The 16,327-nt window shown below is 51.6% G+C and carries 9 protein-coding genes and 1 tRNA gene; 8 read left to right on the forward strand and 2 right to left on the reverse strand.

Going from position 1 to position 16,327, the window contains the following annotated elements; genetic code table 11:
* Positions 1–9 precede the first annotated feature (9 nt).
* From NT073_RS18575 to NT073_RS18595, 5 genes are all read left to right on the forward strand, one after another.
* The gene (locus tag NT073_RS18575; protein ID WP_297376415.1) at positions 10–498 is read left to right on the forward strand and encodes a hypothetical protein; all 489 of its coding nucleotides are present in this window, start codon (positions 10–12) and stop codon (positions 496–498) included.
* A gap of 49 nt (positions 499–547) precedes the next feature.
* A complete protein-coding gene (locus tag NT073_RS18580; protein ID WP_297376416.1) occupies positions 548–1,426 on the forward strand; it encodes an alpha/beta hydrolase in 879 nt (292 codons plus the stop codon).
* Between the two features lie 87 nt (positions 1,427–1,513).
* Entirely contained in the window at positions 1,514–2,833 is a 1,320-nt protein-coding gene (locus NT073_RS18585) for an MFS transporter (protein WP_297376417.1), read from the forward strand.
* A gap of 40 nt (positions 2,834–2,873) precedes the next feature.
* Positions 2,874–2,948 (forward strand) — tRNA-Val (locus tag NT073_RS18590).
* Positions 2,949–3,418: 470 nt separating this feature from the next.
* Complete coding sequence (locus NT073_RS18595) at positions 3,419–5,506, forward strand: hypothetical protein (RefSeq protein WP_297376418.1); 2,088 nt, start codon at positions 3,419–3,421, stop codon at positions 5,504–5,506.
* Here NT073_RS18595 and NT073_RS18600 read toward each other — a convergent pair.
* The gene (locus NT073_RS18600) at positions 5,469–5,759 is read right to left on the reverse strand and encodes a hypothetical protein (protein WP_297376419.1); all 291 of its coding nucleotides are present in this window, start codon (positions 5,757–5,759) and stop codon (positions 5,469–5,471) included. The genes NT073_RS18595 and NT073_RS18600 overlap by 38 nt on opposite strands.
* 127 nt (positions 5,760–5,886) lie before the next feature.
* On the opposite strand from NT073_RS18600, the gene NT073_RS18605 reads away from it, so the two are divergent.
* From NT073_RS18605 to NT073_RS18615, 3 genes are all read left to right on the forward strand, one after another.
* On the forward strand, positions 5,887–8,376 hold the full coding sequence (locus tag NT073_RS18605; protein WP_297376420.1) for an ATP-binding protein: 2,490 nt from the start codon (positions 5,887–5,889) through the stop codon (positions 8,374–8,376).
* A gap of 176 nt (positions 8,377–8,552) precedes the next feature.
* Entirely contained in the window at positions 8,553–10,355 is a 1,803-nt protein-coding gene (locus NT073_RS18610; protein ID WP_297376421.1) for a histidine kinase dimerization/phosphoacceptor domain -containing protein, read from the forward strand.
* 79 nt (positions 10,356–10,434) lie between these two features.
* Entirely contained in the window at positions 10,435–13,767 is a 3,333-nt protein-coding gene (locus NT073_RS18615; protein ID WP_297376422.1) for a methylmalonyl-CoA mutase family protein, read from the forward strand.
* A gap of 30 nt (positions 13,768–13,797) precedes the next feature.
* Here the strand turns inward: NT073_RS18615 and NT073_RS18620 are convergent, their stop codons facing one another.
* On the reverse strand, positions 13,798–16,182 hold the full coding sequence (locus NT073_RS18620) for a sialate O-acetylesterase (protein WP_297376423.1): 2,385 nt from the start codon (positions 16,180–16,182) through the stop codon (positions 13,798–13,800).
* Positions 16,183–16,327: the final 145 nt, after the last annotated feature.

Below are 16,327 nucleotides of genomic sequence, written 5' to 3' on the forward strand. Positions count from 1 at the left end.
GTTTTACATATGAAACGAAATAAACAACCCCATCCCGTTATGCATCCCATTCGCATTCTGTTCTTCTGTACAGTTCTGTTTACCGCCCTGACCGGTTGCTCGACGGATAACGGCACCGACCCGAATCCAACTTCAGCATCTCAGTCAGAATTGCTCGTTGCCAACAACTGGGTAACCAATCGGGTATCCACGCCCGACGGGCAGGAAATCAACAGAAACCGGCTAAACCAGTCAACTCAGGTTCTCTACGACCTAAACATGCAGTTCCGGAACAACGGTACGGTTCGGGCGCTCGACCCCAAACAGTCTAACTCAGTGGTTAACCAGGGCACTTGGGTGCTGGCTTCCGACAGCAAATCCATTGATGTCAACGTGCAGGGATTCAGAGGTAATTTCCCGATTGTACAGCTAACGAAGAATAAACTCGTCCTCCGCCAACGCGCGCCCGTCGACGGGAAAGACGCGGATATCAATCTGGAATTTATACCAAGTTTGTAAGTCTTTTTAGTCGGTAAGTCGCTGAGCAACGTTCACCCACTCCCCAGAAATGAAATTTAAAACCGAGCCGGGCTTTTTTATCCATGCCGACGCCTGGGGTGACCCGCAGAACCCACCCGTATTGCTCCTGCACGGGGGCGGCCAAACCCGGCACTCCTGGGGCGATACAGCAACTGTGCTGGCCGACGCTGGCTGGTATGCCGTGGCCCTCGATGCACGCGGGCATGGCGACAGCGACTGGTCGGACAAGGCCAACTACAGCATCGACTACCTGGCCAGCGACCTTCGGACAATCTGTGCTACCTTCGACCGGAAACCCGCGCTTGTTGGGGCATCCATGGGCGGTATGACGGCCCTTGTAGCGGAAGGCGAACGAGGGCCATCCTACCCGGAGCCTATTTGCTCGGCCATTGTACTGGTCGATATTGCCCCGCGCAATGAACAGAAAGGCATCGAACGTATTTTCGCTTTTATGAGCCAGAATCTGGACGGCTTTGCCACCCTCGACGAAGCCGCCGAAGCCGTGGCCGCTTATCTGCCCAACAGACCACGCCCGTCAGATAACAGCCGACTGGAGAAAAACCTGCGACTGCGGCCGGGACCCAACGGCAATCAGCGTTATTACTGGCACTGGGACCCTAACATGCTGACCATCTGGCGGCACAGCACTGGTCCGGACAAACAGACAGACAACGCAAATCGATTGTATCAGGCGGCCCGCTCGCTAACCGTTCCAACGCTGATTGTTCGCGGAGGCATCAGTGATGTGGTGAGCGAAAAGGTTATGGCCGAATTTCTGAACGCGGTTCCCCATGTTCAAAGCATCAGCGTGGCCGACGCCGGGCATATGGTGGCGGGCGACTCAAATCATGCCTTCACCAGGGCAGTAATTGACTTTTTAAGTGGAGTTAGTGAGGTAAGTAAATAGTGAAGTAAGTTTGTTGGCCCCCAACGAGTAACTTACTTTACTCACTTTACTTAATCAACCTACTCCACTTACTTCATAGTTTTCCCCTTGAAAAACTCCCCCCGTACACTAACTGCCTGGACATACTATGACTGGGCCAACTCGGTTCATTCGCTGGTAATTGTATCGAGCATCTTCCCGGTTTATTTTTCGGCTACCGCCCTTAACGAAACTGGCGGGCCGATTATCCGCTTTCTGGGATTTTCACTCAAGAATTCGGTGCTCTTTTCCTATACCATTTCGGCGGCTTTTTTATTTACCGCCCTGCTCTCCCCCATTTGCTCGGCCATTGCCGATTATAGCGGCCACAAAAAAGCCTTCATGAAGTTCTTCTGCTATCTCGGGGCCATCAGTTGCAGTCTGCTTTATTTTTTCACCCGAGAAACCACCACCTTTTCGGTGATCTGCTTCTGGCTGAGCCTTATTGGCTGGAGCGGCAGCATTGTCTTTTACAACTCTTACCTACCCGACATTGCAACCGAAGACCAGTACGACCGGGTGAGCGCCCGTGGCTTTTCCATGGGGTATATTGGTAGTGTGCTGCTCATGATCATCAATCTGGTCGTCATTCTGAAGCGGGAGTGGTTCGGCAACATTTCCGAAGCGCTGGCTTCCCGTATCGCCTTCCTGACCGTGGGCATGTGGTGGATCGGCTTTGCTCAGATTCCGTTTAGTAGATTACCGGAAGGAGTCAAGAAAGTGACGCCCCAAACTCAAAAAAGCAACTATTTACTAAACGGCTTTAACGAGTTGCGGCAGGTGTGGGCCAACTTGCAGCAGCGTCCGCTGGCCAAGCGATTTCTCGTGTCCTTTTTTGTGTATAACATGGCGGTGCAAACAGTCATGTATGTGGCCACCATTTTTGGTAGTGATGAATTAAAACTACCGGGACAAAGTCTGATCATCACGGTATTACTGATTCAACTGGTCGCTATTCCGGGCGCTTACGGTTTTTCCCGACTTTCCGAATGGCTCGGCAACACCTATGCACTCATGGTGGCGGTTGTCATCTGGATCGGTATCTGCGCGGGTGCGTATTACGTGCAAACGCAATCGCAGTTTTTTATGCTGGCGGCCATTGTCGGGCTGGTTATGGGAGGAATTCAGTCGCTTTCGCGGTCTACGTACTCTAAACTCATTCCGGCAACTACCGACACCGCATCCTTTTTCAGCTTTTACGACGTAACCGAGAAGCTATCCATCGTATTGGGAACGCTCGTTTATGGACTCATCGAACAAATTACGGGGAGTATGCGCAATTCGGTACTCGCTCTGTTACTGCTGTTTGTAATTGGGTTCCTGCTTTTATGGCGAATTCCTTCACAAAAAGTTTACCATACCCCTTTGGAGAACGCAGAAGTTTTGTAAGTTTGTGGCCCGATCAGCCATCATTGATCAGGCACGACAAAGGAGGTTAGCTCAGTTGGTTCAGAGCGCTGCTTTGACAGAGCAGAGGTCAGCGGTTCGAGCCCGCTACTTCCTACACCGATTACCAAACCTCGAAAACGCCCCGTTTTCGAGGTTTTTTTATGCCGCTCCGGCATCTCTGTTCTCCATCAATTTGCTTGTTCAACACCCTCCGCATACTCCGTTTTAAGCCGGACCAGAGATGGCTTCCATTGGTCAAACATAAACGATTATATATATTTACCGATCAAGTACTCTATATACACTCTATATATACTCTTATTGACTGGAATAGCTGAATAAGCGTGTATGACTGCCGCGAACAACGCATTCAACCAATAAAGCCACAGTCTGATTATGTCGTATCGGCTTGGCTTAAGTAACCCCACGACCTGCTTTATTCTCTTCACGCTAAATCTGAGCCTGTTCCTGACCGGTTGCAGACTCGTATTATCATTTTTCGAGGTGTTGACTACGACCTGTGCGGTCAGCAACTTTTTCTGTGAACACAATCAATACAATACCCTTTCTCTCCGCAGCATAACCATGAAAAAAAATCCACTCCTACTTCTTCTTCTTTTAGTATCCACTTTTTGCCGGGCGCAGGAAATACGAGGCTTAGTCCGGATTGTTGACGGAGGTACTTCCCAACCCGCGTCGCTGAGTATTGTGGGGCCCGATTCACTTGGGGAAGGAACGACCAAACCCTACCGTATCATCCTGACTTCGCCAACCGGCACTACCGCTGATGTTTCTGAAACGGCTCGTTTCTCCGCCAGCCGGGGTAGTGCATCCGGCCTGACCATTACTCCGGGCAAACCGATCAATTTGACCAACGCCAACAATACCGTTCGGGGTGATGACCGCATTACTACACTCCGGGCAACGTACGAAACCCTTAGTATAAGCCGGGAAATCGTGCTGACCGACGCCACCGCCGGCTATGTAGCGGTGGCCCCGCGCCTGGTAAATGCGACAGATATAAACAGGTGGCCGCAAATGAAAACCGGTGACCTGATTGTTGAAGGGGCCACATTCGTTGTCGCCAATCAGGGCGATTACTCCATCCAGATTCGATCAAGTCAGAATAATGTACCCACCTTGCAGCCAGGCGCTACGGTCTGGATCAAGGGCGCTAGGTACATCAATTTTACCCTACAGCTCAACCAGTCGCGGGTACCGGTCGGCCAGCCACCCATTCAGGTGAGGAACTACGATGGGCAGGTAGAAATACAGAACACATTGACCCTGCTGGGGGCGCAGGGAGCAAAAATTTCGGGGAAGTACGAAGCGGCTACGGGCATGGGCGATGCGGATTACCAGGGACATGGCAAGGGAAGTTATGCTTTTACCACCGGCCGGTATGGCTGGCTGCTCAATAACAAGTACCTCGACAAAACAAGACCTGCCCTGACTATGGACGGGGGCGTGCGCGATATTGAATGGGAGTTTATGGAAGTCAAGGCTGGCTATTTTACGGCCATGCTGTTCAATGCCCGCAATTACGACATGAACATCCCCACGTCGACAACTTACCTTCCCTTCGAAAACATCAACATCCACGACTTCTACATTCACGATCTCGATGGGGAAGGCATTTACCTGGGGTCGACCGAATTAAACCTGAAAGCCCATTTCAAGGGCGGCAGCTTTTACAATTCACGGGTGTTACGGGTTGGCAATGAAGGGCTTCAGTTTGGCCAGCTGAATGCAGGCATGCGTGTGTTCAACAACGTTGTCCATAGCAATTTCAACTGGCGGGACCCTTTCCAGAAGTATCAGGACAATTCGCTTCAGCTTGCCTTGTTCGAAGGCGTGAGGGTGTACAATAATCTCTTTCTGAGTGGAGGAGAAAAGCAGTTTACTGTCCTCGCCAGGGGCGATACGGCAATTGGCAGCATTGCCAGCCGCACCGATACACTGCTCATTCGCAACAACGCCTTCCTATACAACCGGGGATGGTACGAAGGTTTTCTGAGCACCCTGGGGGTGGCTGGTGTCAGAAACCCAATCAAAAACCTGACGCTGACCATCGACCGGAATCTATTCGGTAAAAATACATACGCCTATAACCAGGTTTACACCAATGTACCTGAACAGAACTACCTGCTCCTCTTCGATTTACTGGGTACCGATACCGACATACGGGTCACTAACAATGTTTATGATGGCAGCAGCAAGGCCCGGACAAGGTGGGTACTGAACTCAGGTCCCACCCCCATTTTTGAATCGGCAAATAGTCTGAACGGCATCGTTCCCCATCCCGCCTTTGAAAATTATTTGGGACTTCCCCCTGACTATCACTACTCCCGAATCGAGAAATGGGCCGGGGTCGTAGGCAGTGAAAGCGGATTTACGGCACCCGGTACTCTTAAAGGTACACTCATCACCGTACCCATTGGTGATATCCGCTTTCGGAATGGCATCGGCTATGAATCGAAAGCAGCCAACAATACCAACATTGAGCCAGCCGTAGCGTCAAATTGGCAGAACTACTGGAATGTCCTCTATTGGGATCGACGGACGGGCGAGTTGATCCGTAACCCAACGAACCTGTCTAACCTTTCCACAACGCCACCAGACAATACCAGGCTACTTAACTTTTATAAAGATCGGGGTATTGGTGTCTACTGAGTTGGCGTAGACCCTCCGGGGTAAGGTTACTATCCCCAACGAGTCTGGTCAGGCGGCTATAGGCATCTTTCCGATTCTCGACGGACGAATCGTCAAAGCGTTTGTAAGTCACCCAGTCGACATAAGCGGTGTTTTGATCAACATCGAGAATGCCCCCTCCTTCAACGGCCTTCCCATCGAGTTCAGGTACGTAAAGGACAGTAAGCGTAATAGCGGCTTCGCCTTTAGGATAAAATGTCCAGGAGAGTTTCATCGTTCGCTCTTAAGTTAAGACCAGGTAACCGGGCTACTATTTTATTTATAAAATAAAACTTCCTTAGTCTACCACTGTTAACTTAAGTAAGTTCTAGTTTTACGTTTTTCCGTTACCAGTAGTTCACTTGAAACCCTTTACAACACACGATTTCCAACAGGCGAAAGCGAATCATTTATTGTTTAAACGTCAGTTGTCGGCTAGCTTATACAACCAAACAACTGAACAAGATATTCGCATCCTGTCTCAATATGCCTGTACACTTGGTCAATGGCTTTATAATCATGCCTTGATTGACCATGAAGAAATTGATGAAGTGTATGAGTTAGAACGAGTTCACGCCTTAGTACATACCCGTAGCCGGGCGCTGCTGAAGACGTACACTACGGGGCATGTCGAGGAAGCCCGTCGGGGACTTCCGGAACTGGAGCAGGCAACGGATCGACTTGTGGAATTGCTCGATACACTCGAAAGAAAGCTCCTTCCCGGCACCCCGGAAATTCTGGATCAGGCAATTATACCGGGACCTGAGATACTGCAAGACTTCTTTGTGCACTCACCAGTAATTCATTGCATCCTCACCGGTCCCACGCATATTTATTCGTTTGCCAACCCGGCCCATGAAGCGTTGGTTGGCGGACGAAAGGTAGTAGGAAAGCCCATTCGAGACGTATTGCCTGAGCTGGCTGATCAGGGTTTTTTCGAGTTGCTCGATGAGGTGTATACCCAATCGAAACCCTATGTAGGCAGAGAAATGTCGATTGTGCTGGATAACGGCCGGGGAACAAACCGGCAGGCATACCTAAACTTCATTTACCAGCCCATAAAAAACGCCCTAGGCCAAACGGAAGGCATACTGGCTTATGGAACTGAAGTCACGGACCAAGTGGCCGCGCGAAAAAAAGTGGAAGAAAGTGAGGCTCGTTTCCGCTCGATCATTGAAGAGGCTCCAGTTGCTACCTGTCTTTTTGTAGGCCCCGACATGCGCGTTGATGTAGCCAACGATTTAATGCTTCGCTATTGGGGTAAAAGCCGGTCTGTATTGGGTCAACCCCTCATAAAAGGGGTTCCCGAACTGGTGGGCCAGCCCTTTCTTGACATTCTCGACACGGTATTCAAAACAGGAAAAACCTACAAAGCTAAAGCTGCCAGTGCAGAACTTAAGCTGAATGGTGTTTTGGGTACTTACTATTTTGACTTTACCTACAAGCCGCTTTTTAATGAACAGGGGCAGGTATACGCCATTATTGACACGGCCATTGATGTTACCAACCAGGTATTGGTGCAACAGCAGCAGTTACAGTTAGCCGCTATTGTGGAGAAGGTGCCCATCTACGTCACGATTACCAGCTTAGATGGCAACATTCAGTACATCAACCCTTTCGGTCAACAATTGCTGGGCCTTACCCCCGACGAAGTACGCACGAAGCACCTCCGTGATTTTTTTGTCGAAGAGGATATGAATATTCTGGGTAACGAGGCCTTACCGGCTTTACTGACCAGTCACCATTGGGAAGGCAAACTGCACATGCGCCATTTTCAAACCGGCGAATTAATACCTTTTGACACGACCTCCCTGGCACTAACCGATCCAACTACGGGTAATCTTGAGGCACTGGTTGCCGTTAACCGCGACCTGCGCCCCGAGCTTTTGTCAATGGCGCAGCAGGATCAGATCATGCAGGAACTCAAAGCCAGTGAAGAGCGCTACCGCCGTTTGTCCGCTCAACTGGAGGAGCAGGTAAACGAGCGCACGGCAGAACTGGCGGCTATTAATGAAGAGCTTGCTGCTACCAACGAAGAGCTTGCCGTCACCAACGAAGAATTAGCCTCTGCCAACGAGGAGTTTGCCGTTACGAACGAAGAGCTGGAAGAAGCCAACCAGTTGTTTAGCCGTTCCAACCAAAACCTCGAACGATTCGCTTACATTGCCAGTCATGACCTACAGGAGCCGCTTCGCAAAGTTCAGCAGTTCGGCGATTTACTAAGCACTCAGTACGGTTCTCAGTTGGGTGAAGGCATCATGTACCTTGAGCGTATGCAGGCAGCCGCCACTCGCATGTCGACTCTCATTCGGGACTTACTAAGCTTCTCCCGCATTTCCACCTGGCAGGACGTTACCGCCCTGGTTTCGCTAACCAATGTGGTAGAGACCGTACTCAATGATTTAGAACTGCGTATTCAGGAAACCGGGGCCATTATACAGGTAGAGCCTCTGCCCAACATTCAGGGCGACCGGTCGCAGTTGGAGCAGCTCTTTCAGAATTTGCTGAGCAATGCCCTGAAATTCAGGAAGCCGAACCAGCCTCCCCAAATTCATATTCATTACCAGGGTATTAGTGCCAAAGACCTTCCTCCCACGGTAAAACCAGCCCGGCAGGCACGGGCGTATTACCAAGTGCAGGTGTCGGACAATGGAATCGGCTTCGACGAAAAATACGTGGACCGGATTTTTCAAATCTTTCAGCGCTTACACGGCAAAAGTGAGTTTGCCGGAACCGGCATCGGGCTGGCTATCTGCGAGAAGGTTGTTACCAACCATGGCGGAGCAATTATTGCCAACAGCGAGCCGGGCCAGGGTGCCACGTTCAGTATCTATTTACCAGTCCAATCTTGACTTATTCTGCTAGCATCAGGGTAATTCATATTTTAGATTACCCTGATGCCGGTTCAGTCAGCCCGAACGAAACAGTCCCGCTTCGTTCGGGCTGACTGAACCGCACTTTGTGTGCCGACAAAATTCGTGTACCTTGGGTAATTCTAGTCGCCACCCATTGTAAACGCCCTTCCCCTATGCCTGTGCGATTTAAGTACGCACGTCTGCTGATTGTATTTATGCTGATCCAGGCAGGCGAATCCTTCAGTCAATCCAACTGGCTTCCTCCCTCTCTGGAGAATGCCCCCGACTCAGCCAGGGTGTGGACACTTGGGCAGATCGGCGATTCGCTGGTCAACGTAGGGCAGTTGAAGAATGCCCGGCAGGCATATCAGCAGGGGTTATTTTTAGCCCAGCGCATGGGTACACCCAGATCAATTGGGCTGGCCTATCGGGGAATGGGGTACTGGTACGAGCACGTGAGCGATTACACGCAGGCCATAGTCTACTACCAACAGGCCCTGTCAGAGTTTAAAAAAGCAAATGACGTTCGGAATACGGCCAGCACCCTGTATTTTATCAGCTTTAGCTACGATCAGCTTCATAACGACAAACAAGCATTCCACTACGCAGAACTGGGCATGAAACTGGCCCGCCAGGCTGAGATAAACGAAGTGCTGGTGCAGTTCTATGAGCAAATGGCTCATCTACTGAGTCATGGCAAGGACGAAAAACAGGCAGATGCCTACATGCAGAAAGTGCTGGCCTACTATAAAGACAAAGGCGATTCGTCAACCTACTACACGGCCCTGTTCAACTCGGCGTTGATGGACAAAAACTGGAAACTTTACACCCTGGCAGAAGACAAGTTCCGCCGGGCGGAGCAGTTTGCTACTAAGCAGAAAGATGCTTATTTCCTTGGGTTTATCTGGGCGAGTTTGCCCTACGCGCTCATTCCTCAAAACAAACTCGATGAAGCCGAAAAATACTGCCGGCAGGCACTCCGGTGGGTTCAGGAAACGGGAACAAATAAATATAGTATGCTCGCCGACATCAACGACCATCTGAGTCATATTGCCGAGAAACGGGGCGATTACCGGCAGGCGTTGTTCTACTATAAGCAGCAGGTAATTAACCGGGATAGTATTGTCAATGAAACAAAGAACCGCCAGTTGGCAGAATTGGAAACCCGGTATCAGACACAGCAAAAAGAGGTGGAAATCAACCAGCTTCTTGAGACCAATGCCGTACAGGAACGCCAGATCTGGGCGGGTATTGCCGGTCTGATTGTGCTTACCCTGCTGCTGGCTACTCTATACTGGCTTTACCGGCGCGTCCAGCACAGTAGGTTACACATTCAGCAACAGTCCGACCAGATGGCTCTGCTGATGAAAGAGCTTCACCACCGGGTCAAGAATAACCTCGCCATCGTTTCCAGCCTGCTCAAACTCCAGTCGAATCGGCTAAGCGATGAGAAAGCAGTGCAGGCCGTTCGGGAAGGGCAACAGCGTGTAGAAGCCATGGCCCTTATTCACCAGCGTTTGTACCAGACCGAACAGGTTACAACGGTCGATATGCGCGAGTACCTAACCGATCTGTCGGCCAGCCTGATGCGGGCGTATGGCCACGAAGCCGACGAATTCGACCTACAGTTGACGGTCGAACAGCCCAAACTGGACGTAGATGTAGCCATGCCCCTCGGGCTGATCGTTAACGAATTAGCAACTAATGCCTTTAAGTATGCCTACAACAGCAAACACAGGCCCTTTCTGCGAATAGCCTTACTAAATCAAGAAACGGAATCGGGTATTACCCTTGAAGTGCAGGATAACGGACCGGGAGTTGATGTAGCCGCCTGGCAACTGACCTCTGGCCCTTCCTCGTTCGGAAAACGCCTGATTGCTTCCCTCAGCGAACAGTTGGAGGGCGAGTTTAAATTTCACCGGCAGGACGGCACTCTGTTCCGGCTGTATGTGCCCGAAGTTCGCCTTCAGGCTTGAGCCAATACCTGTTCACGCGGTAGTAAAAGTTGCGGCTCTCCCACTTTTCGCATCGACCGTTTCGCGTATTCTTTTATCCATGACGACTGCTCAAAAAATCGAACCCGTTCAGGCAAAGCCCCGGGCTTTTACCCATAAAATTCGTATTGTCACCTCGGCATCCCTGTTCGACGGCCACGATGCCGCCATTAACCTGATGCGTCGGCTCATGCAGTCGTCCGGGGCCGAAGTTATTCACCTGGGCCACAATCGTTCTGTAGCCGAGATTGTGGATTGCGCCATTCAGGAAGATGTACAGGGCATTGCCGTGACCAGTTATCAGGGTGGCCATCTGGAGTTTTTTAAGTACATGTATGACCTGCTGCACGAACGCGGGGCTGGCCATATCAAACTGTTTGGTGGTGGGGGCGGCACCATTCTGCCCACCGAAATCGACGAGCTTCATGCCTTTGGTATTACCCGAATCTACTCCCCGGACGATGGCCGGGCGATGGGCCTGCAGGGTATGATCGATGATGTATTGACCCAGTGCGATTTCGACACGCCCGCCCCTACGCAAGTCAGTACACCCTCACAAACAGACACTCAACTCATTGCTCAGCTGATTAGTCAGGCAGAAAATCATCCGGATCGGTTTGTCGGCCAGTTACGTGTTCCGGGCGCTGTACGGCCAACACCCGTATTGGGCATCACTGGCACGGGTGGAGCCGGGAAGTCCTCTCTGGTCGATGAACTGGTACTTCGTTTTTTGCGCGCCTTTCCCCAGCAGACGATCGCCATTATTTCCGTTGATCCGTCCAAACGCAAATCGGGGGGTGCGCTGCTCGGCGACCGAATCCGGATGAACGCCATCCACTCGCCACGGGTGTACATGCGCTCGCTGGCTACCCGTCAGTCCAATCTGGCCCTGAGTCGCCATGTTCAGGATGCCATTGATGTGTGCCGGGCAGCTCAATTTGACCTGATCATCGTGGAAACGTCGGGCATAGGACAGTCCGATACAGAAATTACGGAACATGCCGACAAAACGCTTTACGTGATGACGGCCGAGTACGGAGCGGCTACGCAATTGGAAAAAATCGATATGCTCGACTTTGCCGATGTCATTGCCATCAATAAGTTCGACAAACGTGGCTCACTCGATGCCCTTCGTGATGTGCGCAAACAATACCGGCGCAATCACAACAGTTGGGATACTCCAGATGATCAACTTCCTATTCTGGGCACCATTGCGTCGCAATTCAACGATGCGGGCATGAACCAGCTCTTCGACCGGCTGATGCGGGTGCTGGGCATGGAGCATTCAGCAACCAACATGTCGTCTATGGCCAATGAGCCGCAGCCCGCTCCCGCTGCCATTATCCCCACCGATCGAGTTCGCTACCTGGCCGAAATTGTGGAAGAGAGCCGACGGTATGCCGATTTTGTGGAGGAACAAACGACCCTGGCCCGGCAACTCTATCAGCTTGAAGGGGCCATCTCGCTGATACCCGACGGGGCTGCCAAGGAAGAACTTCAGCGTCTACTCGCTGACCGGGAGGGGCGTCTCGCTCCTGACAGCCGCCAGCTTTTGCGGCAGTGGCCCGCTATGCAACAACGATACACGGCCGAGTTTTACGAATTTACGGTGCGGGATAAAGTGATCCGCCAGCCACTGTATACCGAAACCCTTTCGCACCTGAAAATACCGAAAGTCAGTTTGCCCAAATACAACGACTGGGGCGATGTACTGCGCTGGCTGCTGACCGAGAATGTGCCGGGAGAATTTCCGTTTACGGCGGGCGTGTTCCCGCTCAAGCGCGAGGGCGAAGACCCCACCCGGATGTTTGCCGGTGAGGGCGGACCGGAGCGCACCAATCGCCGGTTTCACTATGTGTCGAAAGGTTTACCGGCCAAACGACTCTCTACCGCCTTCGACTCCGTTACCCTCTACGGCGAAGACCCGGCCATGCGACCCGATATTTTTGGCAAAATTGGTAACTCAGGCGTCAGCATCTCTACCCTGGATGACGCCAAGAAACTATACTCGGGCTTCGACCTCTGCAATCCGTCAACGTCGGTGTCGATGACAATCAACGGACCGGCCCCTATATTGCTGGGCTTTTTCCTGAATGCGGCCATCGACCAGCAGTGCGAGAAATGGTTGCGGGCCGAAGGTAAATTCTACACACAAGTCAATGGTCCGACCTATCAGGGCGAACTTCCGGAAGGAAATGACGGGCTGGGGCTGATGCTGCTGGGTACCACCGGCGATCAGGCAGTGCCGCGTGAGGTCTACGAACAGCTTAAAGCCGATACGCTCCGAAAAGTACGCGGCACCGTACAGGCCGATATTCTGAAGGAAGATCAGGCCCAGAACACCTGTATTTTCTCGACTGAATTTGCGCTCAGGATGATGGGCGATATTCAGCAATATTTCACCGACAACCGGGTACAGAATTTCTATTCCGTTTCCATTTCTGGCTATCACATCGCCGAGGCCGGGGCTAATCCGATTTCCCAGCTGGCCTTCACCCTGTCGAACGGGTTTACGTTCGTTGAGTACTACCTGAGCCGGGGCATGTCTATTGATGCTTTTGCGCCTAACCTGTCGTTCTTTTTCTCGAATGGCATGGACCCGGAATACACGGTGCTGGGTCGGGTGGCCCGCCGGATCTGGGCCAAAGCCATGCGTCATAAGTACAAAGGGAACGAGCGTTCCCAGAAGCTGAAATACCACATACAAACGTCGGGGCGGAGTTTACACGCGCAGGAAATAGCCTTCAATGACATACGCACCACCTTACAGGCACTACTGGCCATTTATGACAACTGCAACTCCCTGCATACCAACGCCTACGATGAAGCCATCACAACTCCTACCGAAGAGTCGGTCCGGCGGGCCATGGCCATTCAGTTGATCATCAACCGGGAGTTTGGCCTGGCCACAAACGAAAACCCCTTGCAGGGCGCATTTATCGTCGATGAACTGACGGAGTTGGTGGAAGAAGCCGTTTATCAGGAATTCCTGGCCATCAACGAGCGGGGCGGGGTATTGGGCGCTATGGAGCGGATGTACCAGCGCAGTAAGATTCAGGAAGAGTCGATGTACTACGAAACCCTGAAGCACAATGGCACCCTGCCGATTGTAGGCGTCAATACCTTCCTCGACCCGGCGGGCTCCCCTACCATTGTACCCGCCGAGGTTATTCGCTCGACGGAGGCAGAAAAACGCTATGCGGTCGATTCGTGCCGGGCGTTTCAGGAAACCCACCGGCAGCAAGCGGAGCGAGCACTGACTAACCTGCAAACAGCAGCCCTCACCAACGAAAATATTTTTGAAAGCCTCATGGAAGCCACGAAAGTCTGTTCGCTAGGACAGCTGACCAATGCCCTCTACGCCGTAGGCGGGAAGTATCGACGAAATATGTAAGGCTTTTTCGGACAACCAGCCCCGTGACGACTAATCGGGCATCACGGGGCTGGTTGTCCGAAAAAGTATCCTCGCCTGATCGTCCTCACCATTGGCATACCCATTCCCCGGAGTTGAGTCAGGGTCGGCCTGATCCGTGCTGGCAATCTGCGCCTGGCTCGTGAAAGTGCCGGTTTTGAGTGCTTTCACCAAATACTTCAGCGTGGCCGACTCCCCTACGGCAAGTTTACCAATTTTACCACTGACCACGCCACCAGCAACACTCATTCCCGAAACGGAGGATACAAACTGACTATTGGAAGCTAGCGGACTGCTTACCACCGTATTCGTGGCTTCGGCTCCCCCCCGATTATGAACCATCAGGCTAACCTCTATCGGCTGACCAACCGCAGCGGCAAGCTGGTTTAACCAGATTTGCAGGCTCAGATCGGCTTTGCCGGGGTCAGACGCAGGTTCATTACTGATTACCGATGCTATCGGGGCCTGCGCTGGATTGGGCGACGTATACACAGCGGATGAATTCGCTATCGTCCTTAAGTCGACGAGTGCCTCATCCATTTCGCCATTTGCCGAGCCATCGTTCGAAATCGCATTGTCATTTTTATTGGCCATAGCCGTTATTTCGGACGAAATCTGGTAGTAGCCGGGGGCAGTAACCCGAGCCACATACTGGCGTACTATTGTTTCTCCCGACAGTATAGCCGGTATAGTTGTACTTACGGCCTTATTGTCGAACGTCACAGCCGGACCTAACGAAACAACGCTAACAGTTGATGGAAGACGGCTGGTTACGGTAACGGAAGCAGCATCGCACTCACCCGTATTGCGCACGAACATGCTGAACCGGACACTATCGTTCAACGCCACTACGCGACGGGATGTCTGCATACGTAACTCCAGATCAACACTGGCTAACCCAATAGTTTGTGATACCCCACCCGAAAGGCAGCCGTAAACCGGATTTTTAGCTTTCAGGGTGTATACCCCCGGTTGGGTAACCCGTATGGATGCCGCCGTAGCTCCACTACTCCACTCCGTCCACGCGCCGGCTGATGACGTTAGCGTCAAACCGGTGGAACGACAGATCGTCCAGCTCTCATTTTCGGAGGTTACCGTTGGCGGGCTGGGCAGAATGTCGGGGGGTACGGCAATGGCAGGTGGAAAGAATATTGTGGATTGTGGGCTTTTAATTCGTGCGGAGTACGTTCCGGGCCCAGCAGTTATGGTTTGTAAGGTACTGCCGTTTGTCCATTCGTAAGCGTAGCCGGGCGGCTGGCTAAGCGTTAGCGCATTGGCTCCGGCACAACTGATACTGGCCAGAGGTTGTAGCTGGGCAGGAAAGGGCGTTATCGAGCGCAGCACATTGTTTATGGCGTTAGCCCATGACTCCGCTGCCTTAACCTGACCCGCTGTAGAAAAGTGAATCCCATCAGGGCGGTCATCCTGCGAGTTTATATTATCCAGATCAGGGCCCATATACGTTTCGAAATTTGGCTGGCCAATGATCCTGAACTGAGCCGACCTCACATTATCGAAACGAGTATCAACAAACGACGATATAGCCACGATGAAACCCAGCTTCGGCATCCGAAACTCCGTTCTTACCTTTTCAATAACCTTTTGGTAATACTTATAGGTTGAGTCTTCAGGATTTCTCCGATCGTTTTCGCCATGCTGGACCAGAACGGCCCGAATACCCGTAGTGGGTACGTACATATTCATGACATTCCGGACATTGACATAGGGCATGCGCAGGTCATACCGAATAAACGAATGCTGAAACGGAATATCATACGCAGCATTATAATTGTCTTTCATGGTTGTACCCCCGAATCCAGCATTATAAAACAGCACGGGTACATTGATGCGTCGCACGAGTTCATCCCCCATATGCCCCCAGAACCAGGCAATTTCGGCAAAAGGCGAACTCCCACTTTTGGCAAGCAACTGACTGAATACGAGACCAGGCAAATAGTGGGTATCGGCCGTATTTCGGTACTGCTCCATGGCCGCACTGTTTTGGTCAACACCAACAACATTCACCCGTTCATCGGAGGCACCGTCTAGTGACTGGCATTTATTTACCCCATCGAAAAAACACGTTGTTCCCTGCGCATTGGAATGGCCCATGATCAAAAACACCTCACCGACCCCAAAGCGGTCAATTGAGTCGACGGCGACAAGGGTACCGTTTTTTGACCCTCGCACAAGAATTTTATACCAGCCTCCGGCAACGTTTATACGGCCGTTGAATTGACCATTTTTAGGGTTAGCCTCTACCGTTAACCAGGCCGTTGTAGTACCTTGACCGGCATTTTTGGCAATGACGCGGGCCTCAACAAGGTCTATTGACTGGCTGTAACTACCGGCAATTTGTACGGATGCATTATTGTCAGCATCGCGCTGAACGACCATTCGGCTGACAGGGTATGTAATTTTTAGTTGAGCTACTGACTTGACTGGGAACAATAAAATACTCAGACATAAAAAACTAGCAACAAAAAGTGCACAGATACGCAAATTCATTTTGATCAGGAAAAAGTTCGTTACGGTTGCTGCT

The organism is Spirosoma sp. (genome assembly GCF_026391055.1).
In the GTDB taxonomy this organism is placed as follows: Bacteria; Bacteroidota; Bacteroidia; order Cytophagales; family Spirosomataceae; genus Spirosoma.

Excerpts from the sequence above, each read along its gene's own strand:
- NT073_RS18575 (WP_297376415.1), top strand. The coding sequence starts at position 10 with ATGAAACGAAATAAACAACCCCATCCCGTTATGCATCCCATTCGCATT.
- NT073_RS18580 (WP_297376416.1), top strand. The coding sequence starts at position 548 with ATGAAATTTAAAACCGAGCCGGGCTTTTTTATCCATGCCGACGCCTGG.
- NT073_RS18595 (WP_297376418.1), top strand. The coding sequence starts at position 3,419 with ATGAAAAAAAATCCACTCCTACTTCTTCTTCTTTTAGTATCCACTTTT.
- NT073_RS18600 (WP_297376419.1), bottom strand. The coding sequence starts at position 5,759 with ATGAAACTCTCCTGGACATTTTATCCTAAAGGCGAAGCCGCTATTACG.
- NT073_RS18610 (WP_297376421.1), top strand. The coding sequence starts at position 8,553 with ATGCCTGTGCGATTTAAGTACGCACGTCTGCTGATTGTATTTATGCTG.
- NT073_RS18615 (WP_297376422.1), top strand. The coding sequence starts at position 10,435 with ATGACGACTGCTCAAAAAATCGAACCCGTTCAGGCAAAGCCCCGGGCT.
- NT073_RS18620 (WP_297376423.1), bottom strand. The coding sequence starts at position 16,182 with ATGGTCGTTCAGCGCGATGCTGACAATAATGCATCCGTACAAATTGCC.